The organism is Streptomyces sp. SD31 (assembly GCF_052068475.1).
Taxonomy (GTDB): Bacteria; Actinomycetota; Actinomycetes; order Streptomycetales; family Streptomycetaceae; genus Streptomyces.
The window spans coordinates 326,357-338,765 of the sequence record NZ_JBQHCX010000008.1 but is presented as its reverse complement, the minus strand read 5'-3'; the positions used below and the strand labels follow the sequence as shown (position 1 = coordinate 338,765).

Annotated in this window: 10 protein-coding genes; all 10 read right to left on the bottom strand. The window is 70.4% G+C overall.

All coding sequences use genetic code 11. The annotated features are described in order from the left end of the window. Nucleotides 1-14 precede the first annotated feature (14 nt). The 10 genes from ACTMVF_RS19580 to ACTMVF_RS19535 all read right to left on the bottom strand — a co-directional run bounded on the left by ACTMVF_RS19580 (nucleotide 15) and on the right by ACTMVF_RS19535 (nucleotide 12,369). Nucleotides 15-1,346: a hypothetical protein gene (locus ACTMVF_RS19580; protein ID WP_441272344.1), complete on the bottom strand. Its 1,332-nt coding sequence runs from the start codon at nucleotides 1,344-1,346 to the stop codon at nucleotides 15-17. A gap of 56 nt (nucleotides 1,347-1,402) precedes the next feature. Beyond that, nucleotides 1,403-2,479, bottom strand: coding sequence for a glutamate ABC transporter substrate-binding protein (locus ACTMVF_RS19575; protein ID WP_441272343.1), 1,077 nt, complete (start codon nucleotides 2,477-2,479; stop codon nucleotides 1,403-1,405). A gap of 14 nt (nucleotides 2,480-2,493) precedes the next feature. After that, entirely contained in the window at nucleotides 2,494-3,954 is a 1,461-nt protein-coding gene (locus ACTMVF_RS19570; protein WP_441272342.1) for a hypothetical protein, read from the bottom strand. 263 nt (nucleotides 3,955-4,217) lie between these two features. Further along, nucleotides 4,218-5,189, bottom strand: a complete 972-nt coding sequence (locus ACTMVF_RS19565; RefSeq protein WP_441272341.1) for an N-acetylglucosamine kinase — start codon at nucleotides 5,187-5,189, stop codon at nucleotides 4,218-4,220. Continuing rightward, the gene (locus ACTMVF_RS19560) at nucleotides 5,180-6,445 is read right to left on the bottom strand and encodes a 6-phospho-beta-glucosidase (RefSeq protein ID WP_441272340.1); all 1,266 of its coding nucleotides are present in this window, start codon (nucleotides 6,443-6,445) and stop codon (nucleotides 5,180-5,182) included. The genes ACTMVF_RS19565 and ACTMVF_RS19560 overlap by 10 nt, the downstream gene beginning before the upstream one ends. Before the next feature lie 7 nt (nucleotides 6,446-6,452). After that, on the bottom strand, nucleotides 6,453-7,343 hold the full coding sequence (locus ACTMVF_RS19555; RefSeq protein ID WP_441272339.1) for a carbohydrate ABC transporter permease: 891 nt from the start codon (nucleotides 7,341-7,343) through the stop codon (nucleotides 6,453-6,455). A gap of 2 nt (nucleotides 7,344-7,345) precedes the next feature. Further along, the gene (locus tag ACTMVF_RS19550; protein WP_441272338.1) at nucleotides 7,346-8,287 is read right to left on the bottom strand and encodes a carbohydrate ABC transporter permease; all 942 of its coding nucleotides are present in this window, start codon (nucleotides 8,285-8,287) and stop codon (nucleotides 7,346-7,348) included. Nucleotides 8,288-8,293: 6 nt separating this feature from the next. Further along, a complete protein-coding gene (locus ACTMVF_RS19545) occupies nucleotides 8,294-9,631 on the bottom strand; it encodes an ABC transporter substrate-binding protein (protein WP_441272455.1) in 1,338 nt (445 codons plus the stop codon). 116 nt (nucleotides 9,632-9,747) lie between these two features. Beyond that, a complete protein-coding gene (locus ACTMVF_RS19540; protein WP_441272337.1) occupies nucleotides 9,748-10,959 on the bottom strand; it encodes an ROK family transcriptional regulator in 1,212 nt (403 codons plus the stop codon). 177 nt (nucleotides 10,960-11,136) lie between these two features. Then, on the bottom strand, nucleotides 11,137-12,369 hold the full coding sequence (locus tag ACTMVF_RS19535) for an MFS transporter (protein WP_441272336.1): 1,233 nt from the start codon (nucleotides 12,367-12,369) through the stop codon (nucleotides 11,137-11,139). Between the last annotated feature and the right edge of the window lie 40 nt (nucleotides 12,370-12,409).

Genomic DNA, 12,409 nt, shown 5'->3' with positions numbered 1-12,409 from the left:
GTTCCCCCTGCCCCTCATGATCCAGACCCCTGCCGGTCCTCGGGCCCCCGCGGACCCGGCACGCGCGGGCCGCCGAGCAGTTCGCCGACCGCCTGCTGGTAGCGCAGGACCGCCTGCTCGGCGACGCGCAGGTCGCAGGGGGCGCTCCACAGCATGCGGCGGGCCGCGTCGTACCGCTCGATGAGGAACGGGTCCTCCGCCAGGCCGTGCCGGGCCACCTTCGCCTTGTACGCGTCGAGGCGGCCGCGCAGCTCGGCGCGGACCGCCAGGGGCGCGGTGACCGCGGTCAACGACTCGCGGGCGCGCAGCAGTTCGTCCTCCGCCTTCTGCTCCAGGGACTCCAGGAGCGGGGACAGGCGGTGCCACTGGGCGTGTCTGCGGTACTCGGCGGCCGTCGCCAGCTGCTCCTGCAGCGCGGTCGGCGGGCCGCTGACGACCGGCACCTCCGTAGCGGCGATCTTCGCCAGCACCTCGCCGCGCGCGGTGCGGGCCTCGGCGAGTGTGCGGTCCGCACGGGAGAGTACGTCGCGCAGCTTGATCAGGCGTTGCTCGGCGTCCTGACGGACCGTCAGGACGGCGTCGATCTCTCGGCGTACGTCCTCCAGTGCGCGCGCCTCCCGGTCGTAGACCGTGGTGTCCGGCTTGCCCCCGCCGGGTGCCGAACTCCCTTGGGTGGGGACCCAGTAGGCGAGCGGGTCGGACACCACCTGGGCGCGCAGGTTGGTGAGCGTGCGCGTGATGCGTTCCAGGTCGTCGCCCGCCGGGTGCTCGCCGGGGCGTACGCCCACGGAGTGCGCGAGCCGGCGGGTGCGCTGGAGCTCCGCGGCGAGTAAATCGATGCGGGCAGGCAGAGCCGACCAGACCGCGTCGGCGGCGACGACCATGTCCAGCGAGGTCGCGTACAGCTCGTTCATCCGGTCCACCAGGGTGGCCAGGGTGAACTGTTCGCTCAGCTTGCCCGAACCGCCGTGCAGGGTCGGGGCGTTGGCCGTTGCCGTGGCGCTTCCGGCCACCGTCACGGACTCGCCGCGCAGCAGTTCCGTCAGCTCCACCAGGTCGTCGCGGCTGGACCAGCGGCGCCGGGAACGGATCTCACGGGCGGAGCGCAACGCGTCCGTGTACGCGTCGAAGTACGCCCACAGCAGCGTGATCGACGCCTCCGCGGCCGTCCAGCGCTCCTTGGTGATGCCCGTGAGCTCGGCGCCCTCGAGAAGTCTGCGGCCCGCGTGGTCCTGCAGGGCGAGGAGCGAGGTCTCGATCGCCTCGTGTTCCGCGCCGAGCCGCGCCAGCGCACGGTCCACCTCGTCCCGGTCCATCACCGGCCCGGCGGGGTCCGTGACGCCCATCGATCACCTCTCGCTGCGTTGTGTTCCGTCAGTGGTCTTCGTCAGTTGATGGTCGGTCACTTGTACCGGGCTGCGGGAGGGGTCGCCGACGCCGACTTCTTGTCGCCCTGGTCCATCGTCGGGTGCAGCCACTTCTCGTACGACGCCTCCCAGCCGCCGTCCTTGACGTAGTTCTCCAGGGTCCGGTTGACCTGGCGTACCAGATCGTCGGAGCCCCGTTTCATCGCCACGCCGTAGTACTCGTCGGTGAACAGTCCGCCCTTGAGTTCCACTGTGGGATCCTGCGCGGCCTGACTCGCGGCGAGCGCGCCGTCCGTCACGACCGCGTCGACCTGCCCGAGCTGCAACTTCACCAGGCAGTCGAGCTGGTTGGGGACGGTGGTCCTGATGTCGGCGGAGGCGGGGAGGTCGCGGTTCTCCTTGCCTGCTTCGAGGTTGTCGTACGCCGTGGAACCCGTCGCCGAGCAGATGCGCTTGCCGGCGAGGGTGTCGTTGTAGCCCGTGATCGTCGAGGTCTTGGGCGCCAGGACCTGCTGGCCGGTGACGAAGTAGGGGGCGGAGAAGGCGACTTGCTCGATGCGGTCGCAGTTGATCGTCATGGTGCGGACCACCATGTCGACCTCGCCCTTCTGGACCGCCTCGATACGGCGGCTGGTCGGGATGGCCTTGAACTGCACCGCGTCGCGGTCACCGAGGATGTCCTGGGCGATCCGGTGGACCAGGTCGATGTCGAACCCCTCCAGCTCACCGGAGGGGTTGTTCGGATCGAGGTAACCCCAGCGGTAGCTGTTGGTGTCGACGCCGACGATCAGGCGCCGGTCCTTGCGGTCCTTGATGGCGTCGACGGTCGGGGTCTTCCCGTCGCCGCCGGACGGCGACAGGCTCTTGTCCTGCGGCTTCTCACAGTCCTCCGCGGCCCGTACCTGGCTGCTGTGGGCGACCCCCCGGCCCCCGATGACCGTACCGCCGTCCCCGCCGGGCTGGGTCAGGGGCAGCAGCAGCGCGAAGGCCACCGCCAGGGCGCAGACGAACGCCATCGCGCCCACCCCGCCCCACCCACGCAGGCCGGCCCGCAGACGCCGCCACGGGCTGCCCGCACCGCGGAGGCGAACCGAGCCATCGCGTGCGTTCATCGTCCTGCCCCCTTTCACCGGTACTCCGACAGCCTGCGACCGATGCCGAGTACCGCGCCGGCCGCGCCCAGGACCGCGAGGACCGCGGCGCCGGTCGGGAGGCCGGTCAGCGAGTCACGGCCGTCGCTCGCGGCCTGCTGGAACTCCTGCTGCTCGTGCTTGAGCGCCGCCGCGATTGCCTTGTCGACATTGTCGAAGCACACGCTCGTCGGCTCCTTCGCGGCGCCGATGACGCGGTCGCGGGCGGCTTGGTAGTTACCCGAGTTGTTGTCGTCGCGGGCGATGACGTGGCGGTCCTTCCAGATCTTCATGAAGCCGTTCGCGTCCTGAACGGGCTTCTTCCCCGCCGTGTCGTCGGCGAGGTCCGCGGCGCGGACGAGCGCCTTGCCGAGCTGTTCGATCTCCTGGTCGTAGCCCCACTCGTACGCGTCCACCACCGTGCCGTCGTCGAGCGTCGTGGTGTCCGCGCCGCGGCGGACCAGGTTCAGGTTCTCGTCGCTGCGGGCGGTCAGGGAGGCGATGCGGGCCTCGTGCAGCACGTTCAGCGAGCGGACGCCGTGGTCGTAGGAGTCGGTCAGGCCCGCGCGCGCGACGGTGTGGCCCACGGCGAGCCACAGCAGGACCACGGTGGAGGCGGCCGTGGCGGTGACCAGGCCGTGGTTCAGGACCCGGTTGGTGCGCCGGTAGTTGCGGCGCTGGGCCCAGGCGAGGGCGGCCAGGGCGAGGAGGCCGAGGCCGGCCGCGGCCCAGGGGAACGACTTCGCGTCCGCGTAGTCGTCGCGCAGGCGCTGGTTCTCCGTCCGGTGGAGCTTCTCGGCGGCCGGCAGCATCTTCTGCTGCATCATCTCGTTCGCCGCGCGCAGATAGGCGCCGCCCACGGGGTAGCCCTGGCGGTTGTTGGCCCTCGCGGTTTCGACCAGGCCCTTGTACTGCGGCAGCAGCCTGCTGAGTTCGGCGATGGTGTTCGCCGAGGTGGAACCCGGTTCGGAGTTGGCGGCGGCGGTGACGAGTTTCGAGGCCGCCCTGCGGATGTCGCTCTCGTAGCCCTCGCGCATCGCGGGCTTTTCCTGCAGGCCTGCGAGATAGCCGCTGGCCGCCGCGGTGTTGGCGTCCGCCAGGGAGCGGTAGATGTCGGCCGCGTCCGAGGTGAGGGGCTGGCTGCGGTTGAGGACGTCGTCGGCGGCTGTGGCCCGCTCGGTCATCTGCCAGGCGGCCACGGCGCCGAAGGCGACCACGAGGAGGGCGAGGAGGGCGCCGATGATCCGCAGGCGGCCGGGTTCGGTGGTGGCGGCCGCACGGAGCTGGTCGAGGCCCTCGGCGAAGGCGGTGCGGCGGGGCCCCGCGGCCGGTGCGGTGGGGGAGGCCGGGGGCGTGGCGGGCCGGGCGGGCTGTGGCGGTACGGACGGCATGGTGGGTGCGCCGGGTGCCGGGGCGTGTCCCGGTGGTGGTGCCGCGCTCTTCGGCGTCTGTGTCACTGCTGACCTCCCCCGTGGTCATCCGTCGCGGCAAGTATCGCTGCCGGGACTGACATCCGCACCGGGCTTCGCTGGATCTTGATCGGATCGCAGCGGAATGCCTGCCGGCGGCTGGGCAGGGATCCCCGCACACCCCCTGCCCATGAACACGCGGCGGGAATCAGATCGGTTCCCTGGGGGCCTGCGGCCCCCAGACCCCCGCTTCGGCCCTGAACGGGCCTCGTCCTCAAACGCCGGACGGGCTGAGTGATGCGAGCCGGCGTTCAGGATTCGAAGTGGGTGCGTACCCGTTCATGCACCTCCGCCTCCGCCCCCACCCGGTCCAGTCCCAGCAACGCCGCCCCCAGCACCGGACGCGCCGTGACCACCCCCGGCACCGCCTTGGGGGCTCGGGAGGCGAGCAAGTCCCGGATGCCGTCGATCAGTCGGGGGTGCCGCGCCGCCAGGACGCCCCCGCCCAACAGCACCGGTGTCTCCTCCTCCAGGAGGTCCAGCCGGGTCAGGGCGACCGTTGCCATCGTCACCACCTCGTCGGCCAGGCGGTCGACGAGCTCGCGGGCGACCGGGTCCCCGGCCGCGGCCGTGCTGAACAGGACCGGGGTCAGTTCGTGGCGGCGGGCGGGGGCGATGTGTTCGAGGTGCAGGGCCTCGATCAGGGCGTACATCGTCGGCAGGCCGAAGTGGGCGGGGAGGGTGTGCGCCAACGCCGTGGGCACTCCGCGGCCGTCCTCCGCCCGGGCCGCGTGCCACAGGGCCTCCTCCGACAGCCCCCAGCCGCCGCCCCAGTCGCCGGAGATACGGCCCAGCGCCGGGAAGCGGGCCGTACGGCCGTCGGGCCGCATGCCCACACAGTTGATGCCGGCGCCGCAGACGACGGCCACACCGCGGGGTTCCGCCACGCCCGCCCGGAGGATGGCGAAGGTGTCGTTGCGGACGTCGACGGTCGTGCCCCACGCGCGTGCGTGCAGCGCGCTCGCCAGGGTCTCCTCCTCCACCGGGAAGTCGGCGTTCGCCAGGCAGGCCGAGACGTGGTCGGCGCGGGTGACGCCGGCCGCGGCGAAGGCCTCTTCCACCGCTGCGGCGAGGGCGTCCAACGCCGGCTCCACGCCTACCGTCGGCGGGCGGAATCCGCCTCCGCGGGCCGTGGCCAGCACGGTTCCATCGGCCGCCACCACCGCCACGTCGGTCTTGCTGTTGCCCGCGTCTACGGCGAGGACACGTGCGGTCATGCCCACGCGAGGTGCTCCCGGTTGTGTGCGATCAGTTGGTCGGTGAGTTTCTCCGCGTACGCGTACTGGCCGATCAGGGGATGGGAGAGCAGCGCCTTGAAGACTCGGGCGCGGCCGCCGTGCAGGGCCGCGTCGAGGGCCAGGTCCTCGTAGGCCGTGACCTGGGCCATCAGGCCCGCGTACAGGGGGTCCGGGGCCGGGATCGGGAGAGGGAGCGCGCCCCTCGCACCCACCCCGGCCTGTACCTCGATCACCGCGTCGTCGGGGAGGAAGGGGAGCGTGCCCTTGTTGTAGGTGTTGACCACCTGGTACGGGCTGCCGGCGCCGTTCAGCAGGGCGGCCGCCAGGTCCACCGCGGCCTCCGAGTAGTACGCGCCGCCCCTCTTGGAGAGCAGCTCCGGCTTCTCGTCGAGGGCAGGGTCGGCGTAGAGGGTGAGCAACCTTCTTTCCATTTCCGCCACTTCCGCGGCGCGCGACGGTTTGGTGCGCAGTTCTCGCACCACCTCGTCGTGGGCGTAGTAGTAACGCAGGTAGTACGACGGCACCACGCCCAGGCGGTCCAGGAGGGGGCGGGGGAGGTGCAGGTCGGCGGCGATGGTGTCACCGTGGCCGGACAGCAGTTTCGGCAGCACGTCCTCGCCCTCGGGGCCGCCGAGGCGTACCCCGGTCTCCCAGGTGAGATGGTTCAGGCCCACGTGGTCGAGGTGGACGTCGGCGGGCGTCACGCCCAGCATGGCCGCGAACTTGCGCTGGAAACCGATCGCCACGTTGCACAGGCCGACCGCCTTGTGGCCCGCCTGGAGCAGGGCCCGGGTCACGATGCCGACCGGGTTGGTGAAGTCGATGATCCATGCGGTGGGGTTGGAACGGCGGACCCGGTCCGCGATGTCGAGGACCACGGGTACGGTGCGCAGGGCCTTGGCGAGGCCGCCCGCGCCCGTCGTCTCCTGGCCCACGCAGCCGCAGTCCAGGGGCCAGGTCTCGTCCTGCTCGCGGGCCGCCTGGCCGCCCACGCGGAGCTGGAGGAGGACCGCGTCCGCGCCGTCCACCGCCGCGTCCAGGTCTGTCGTGGTGGTGATCGTGCCGTTGTGCCCCTGGCGGGCGAAGATACGGCGGGCCAGACCACCCACCAGTTCCAGGCGGTCCGTCGCCGGGTCCATCAGGACCAGTTCCTCTATGGGCAGGGTGTCCCGGAGGCGGGCGAAGCCGTCGATGAGTTCGGGGGTGTAGGTCGAGCCGCCGCCGACCACGGTGAGTTTCATGCTTTCATCAACCCTTTACTCCGGTGAGCGTGACACCCTCTACGAACGCCTTCTGGGCGAAGAAGAACACGAGGATCACGGGGGCCATGACCAGTACGGTCGCGGCCATCGTCAGGTTCCAGTCGGTGTGGTGTGCCCCCTTGAACGACTCCAGGCCGTAGGACAGCGTCCAGGCGCCCGGGTTCTCGGACGCGTAGATCTGGGGGCCGAAGTAGTCGTTCCACGCGTAGAAGAACTGGAACAGGGCCACAGCGGCTATGCCCGGTTTCGCCATGGGAAGGACCACCCGCAGGAGTGTGCGGAGTTCACCGCAGCCGTCCACCCGTGCCGCGTCCAGGTACTCGTTCGGGATCGTCATCAGGAACTGGCGCAGGAGGAAGATCGAGAACGCGTCTCCGAAGGCCATCGGGATGATCAGGGGCCAGAGGGTCCCCGAGAGGTCCAACTGCTTGGCCCAGAACAGGTACATCGGGATGATGATCACCTGGGGCGGCAGCATCATCATCGAGATGACCAGCATCAAGGACAGGTTCCGGCCGCGGAAGCGGAACTTGGCGAGCGCGTACGCCACCGGGACGGACGAAACGACGGTGAGGACCGTGCCCAGGCCGGCGTAGATCAGGGTGTTCTTCCACCAGGTCAGGAAGCCGGGCGTGTCGAAGACCTTGGTGTAGTTGCCCCATTCCCAGGTGTCCGGGACCAGGTCGCGGGTGAGCGCCTGCTGGTCGCTCATCAGCGAGGTCAGGACGACGAACACGAAGGGCAGCGTGAAGAAGAGGGCGGCCGCGACGCCGAGGGAGTGGACGGCGATCCACTCCAGGAGCGCCCTGCGGCGGGCCGTGCGCTCAGCGACTGTTGGGGTTCCCAACTGAACTGGTTTGTCCAGTACTTGACTCATGGTCAGTCACCTGCCTGCATCAGTCCGCCCCGACGCCGCATCAGCAGCGCGGTGAAGGCCATGGCCAGCGTGAACAGCACCAGCGCGACCACGCAGGCCGAGCCGTAGTCGAAGCGCTGGAAGCCGAGGTTGTAGACGAGCTGCGGGAGGGTCAGCGTGGACTTGTCCGGGTAGCCCGGCTCGAACTGCTGGCCCGAGCCGCCGATGATGCCGGAGGCGACCTTCCCGGCCACCAGGGGCTGTGTGTAGTACTGCATCGTCTGGATCACACCCGTGACCACGGCGAACATCACGATCGGTGAGATGTTCGGCAGGGTGACGAACCGGAACCGCTGCCAGGCCGACGTCCCGTCCAGCTCCGCGGCCTCGTACTGCTCCTTGGGTACGTCGAGCAGCGCGGCCATGAAGATGACCATGAGGTCGCCCACGCCCCACAGCGCGAGCGCGGTGAGGGCCGGCTTGGACCAGGCGGGGTCCGTGAACCAGCCGGGTGTGGGCAGGCCCAGGCCGTCCAGGACGGAGTTGACGGGACCGGTGCCGGGGTTGAGGAGGAAGACGAAGGCCAGCGTCGCGGCGACCGGCGGGGCGAGGTACGGCAGGTAGAAGAGGGTGCGGAAGACACCCGTGCCGGTCTTGATCTTCGTGATCAGCAGGCCGATGCCGAGCCCGAACGCCACCCGGCAGGTCACCATCACCAGCACCAGCCAGAGCGTGTTGCGCAGCGCCGGCCAGAACAGCGGGTAGTCCTCGAAGACGTAGGCCCAGTTGCCCAGGCCGCGGAAGACCGGCGTGCCGAAGCCGTCGTACTTCATCAGCGAGAAGTACACGGTGGACACCAGCGGATAGGCGAAGAAGACGCCGAACCCGATGAGCCACGGTGACAGGAAGGCCACCGTCCGAAGCGCCGACCTGCGGCGCTTCGCGCGGAGAGTGTGCGTGGACATCGGGCGCTACTTCGCCTGCTCGATGTCGGTGTCGATCTGCCGGGCGGTCTTCTCCAGGCCGGCCTTGAGGTCCTTCACCTTGCCCGACTCGTACTGGTAGCCGAAGTCCTGCAGCGTCGTCTGGTACGTGGAGCCGTTGACGGAGGCCGGCGGGGTGTTCGAGTGCGGGTTCTGGGCGATGTCCAGGAACGTCTTGAAGCCGGGGTCCACCTTCAGGTCGGGCGACTTCAGGGCCGCGAACGTGGACGGCACGTTGTGGATGGCGTTGGCGAAGGAGACGACGGCCTCGGTGTCGGTCGTCAGGTACTTCACCAGTTCCCATGCCGCGTTCTGCTTCTCGCTCTGCGGAGCGATGCCGATGATCGTGCCGGAGAGGAAGCCCTTGCCGTACTCGTCGACCTCGTCGTCGGCCACGGGCATGGGGGCGGTGCCGATCTCGAAGTCGACGCCCGCGTCCTGCGCCATGCCGAGGCGCCACTCGCCGTCGAGCTGCATGGCCACCTGGCCGGTCTGGAACGGGTGCTTGGCGCCCCACTCGTCACCGAAGGTGTTGCGGTACTTCTCCAGCTTCGCGAAGCCGCCGAGGTCGTCGACGAGCTTCTTCTGGTACGTGAACATCTCGGCGAAGGCCGGGTCCTTGGCGATGTTGGACTTGCCGTCCTTGTCGAAGTAGGCGTGGTCCCACTGGGACATGTAGTGGTCCACGACCGTCTCGTAGCCGTGGTAGGTCGGCATGAACCCGAGCTGCTCGTAGCTGTCGCCCTTGCTCTTCGTCAGCTTCTCGGCGACCTTCGCGAACTCCGACCAGGTCTTCGGCGGGGACTTGATGCCCGCCTCCTCGAAGGCGTCCTTGTTGTAGTAGAGGCCGTAGGCGTCGCCCAGCAGGGGCAGGGCGCAGCGGGTGCCCTCGAACTGGGTGTAGTCCAGCATCGGCTTCGGGATGGTCTTGTCGAGGTCGAGCTTCGACTTCTCGATGAACGGCTTCAGGTCGAGGAAGGCGCCCGAGGAACAGAACTTGCCGATGTTGGAGGTCGTGAACGACGACACCACGTCCGGCCCGTTCGAACCGCCCGCGCGCAGCGCCTGGTTGAGCTTGTCGTCGTTGATGTTGCCGACGACCTTCACCGTGATGTTCGGGTGGGCCTTCTCGAAGCGGTCGACGTTCGCTTGGATCGCCTTGACCTCGGCGGGCGCGCTCCAGCCGTGCCAGAAGGTGATCGTCGTCCTGGCGTCGGGGTCGTCGGTGGCGGCGGACTCCGACTGGCCGGTACAGGCCGTGGCGAGAAGGGTCAGGGAGGCGGTGGCGGCGAGAGCGGCGGCAGCCTTGCGGGACGGTGTGGGTATGACTTTCCAGGACTTTCCGGGCATGGCGAGGTCTCCCTAAGGCGGGACAGGGGTGGGTGAAGGAAGGCGGGGGGTGGGTCAGTGGGTGTGTGGAGGTGCGCCGACGGGGCGGGCGCTCAGCGCGCGGTGTCGAACACCTCGTCGCGCGTGGTCGCGAGCGCGCTCTCCAACGCGCCCCGCAACACAGGGTGTTCACGGACGTCGCCGACGACGAGCCGGGGCCGGGACGCGGCCAGCTCCTCCAGTTCGGCCTGGACGAGGGTGCGCAGCACCTCACCGCCGGAGGCGAGGGAGGCGCCGCTGAGGACGACCAGTTCGGGGTCGAGGACGGAGACCAGGGAGGCGAGACCGGTGGCCAGCCGGGTCGCGTAGGTCTCCAGGAGGAGCCGGCCCAGGACGGTGTCCTCCGCGGCGGCCCGTTCGACGAGTTGGGCGGCGGCCTCGGTGTACGGCCCCGACGGGATGTTCGTCATGCCGAGTTCGCGTGCGAGTTGGGGGATCGCCTGCGAACCGGCCAGCTCCTGGTAGCCGCCACTGTTGGCTTTGGTCACCTGGCGGACCAGGGGTGCGCCCGGAACCGGCAGGAAACCTACCTCGCCCGCGCCACCGGTCCAGCCGCGGTGCAGGCGCCCGCCGAGGACCAGGGCGGCACCGAGGCCGCCCTCGTTCCACAGCAGTACGAAGTCCTCGTGGCCGCGGGCCGCGCCGAGCTGCTGCTCGGCCACCGCCACGAGGTTGACGTCGTTCTCGTACTCGACCGGCATCGGCAGGGCGGCGGCGAGTTCGTCCAGGAGCGCGGGCGTGTGCCAGCCGGGGAGGTGGGAGGCGTAGCGCAGCCGGCCGGTGTTGGGGTCGAAGGCGCCGGGGGTGCCGATGACGAGCCGGTGGACGTCGTCGCGGGCGAGGCCTGCCGCCTTCACCGCGCCGTCGAGGGCGTCGGTGACCTGCCGGACGACGGGCTGGGCCGGTCGCCTGCCGGGGGTGGGCAGTTCGTACGACCCCACCGTGCGGCCCGTGATGTCGGCGACGGCGGCGAGGATGCGTTCGGGGGTGACATCGAGCCCCGCGGCGTACGCGGCGGCCGGATTGACCTCGTACAGCTGGGCGCCCGGACCGGGGCGGCCCTCCGTCGTGCCGGTGGCCAGGACGAGGCCGGCGGCTTCGAGGCGGGCGAGCAGCTGGGAGGCGGTCGGCTTGGAGAGGCCGGTGAGCTTGCCGATCCGCGTGCGGGACAGCGGCCCGTGCTCCAGGAGGAGGTCCAGGGCGGCACGGTCGTTCATGGCGCGCAGGACGCGCGGGGTGCCCGGCGTACCGGCGGTTCCTGCCATGGGCTCGACACCTGCCTTTCGGCTGACCAGCTTCTCAGCGATCTACGACGGAAGTCCATCCAGGATCACTGTTAGGAAAGTTTCCTATCGGGTTGTCCAGGAAGGTAGACCCGAGGAGAAGGCGGCGTCAAGAGAGGTCTATACCAGGCGACCCAGTCGTTACCGTCGTGACTGTCGTTACCCGGTGGTGCTGTGCTGCGGCGCGCGCTCCTGCCGGGGGAGCAGCAGCGGAGTCGCCAGCAGTAGGACCCCGGCGAGGGCGATCGCGACGCGGGGCCCGGTCAGCGCCGCCAGCAGGCCCCACAGCGCCGTCATGGCCGCGGTCGTCGTCCGGCTCGTGACCTGCCATGCCGACAAGGTGCGGGTGATCCGGTCCGACGGGGTCCGTTCCAGGCGGGTGGTGGCGAGTACCGGGTTGAAGACGCCCATGCAGGTGATCAGGCCGAACTCGACGACCATGACGAGCAGGAGGCCGGACGTCCCCGGGCCGACGAAGGCCAGGCCGACGGGCCAGCAGGCGCGCAGGGCGCCGGCGGTGAGCAGGACCCGGTGTCGGCCGTACCGGGCGACCAGGCGCCGCGACAGGCGGGAGCCCAGCAGGCCGCCGAGGCACGGGACGGCGAAGGCGAGGCCGTACTGCCAGGGGGCGAAGCCGAGTTGGCCGAGCATGAGGACGGCGAACACCGGGGCCGGCGCCATGATCAGGGCGTTGACCAGGATCGTGTTGAGGAACAGCGGGCGCAGCGTGGGGTGGGTGAGGATGTGCCGCCAGCCCGCCGGGAGGTCGCGCACCCGCAGGCCCGAGGGCGCGTCAGGACGGGTCTGTTGCCTTTCCTTACCGCCGATCGCCCGGATGCCCAGCGCCGACAGCAGATAGCTGGCCGCGTCCGCCAGGACCGTCGCCATGGGGCCGAACACGCCGATCGCCACCCCGCCGAGCGGCGGGCCGAGCGCGGTGGCCGTCCATGTCGTGGCCTCGAAGCGGCCGTTCGCCACGAGCAGGTCCTCCGGGGCCACGAGGGACTTCAGATACGCCCCGCTCGCCGCGGTGAACGTGATGTCCGCCGCGGCGACCACCACCGACACCACCAGCAGCTGGCCGAGGCCGAGCCCGTCCAGCGCGAAGGCGGCGGGGACGCTCAGCAGCGCCGCGCACCGGATCAGGTCCGCCGCGACCATCACCGGCCGCTTCCGGCGCGGCTCCACCCATGCCCCGAGCGGCACCGCCACCGCCGCCCCCACCGCGAGCCCCGAGGCCGCCAGCAGCGCCACCTCACTCGCCCCGGCGTGCAGCACGACGACCGCGATGATCGGGAACGCGTCGAAGGCGAGCCGGGTCCCGAACGTACTGACCCCGTACGCCGCCCACAGCCACCCGAAACCCCGCCCCAACGATCGCTCGCCCGCCATGCCCAGCCCCCCTCGCGTTGACCACCAAGGGTTGTACAGG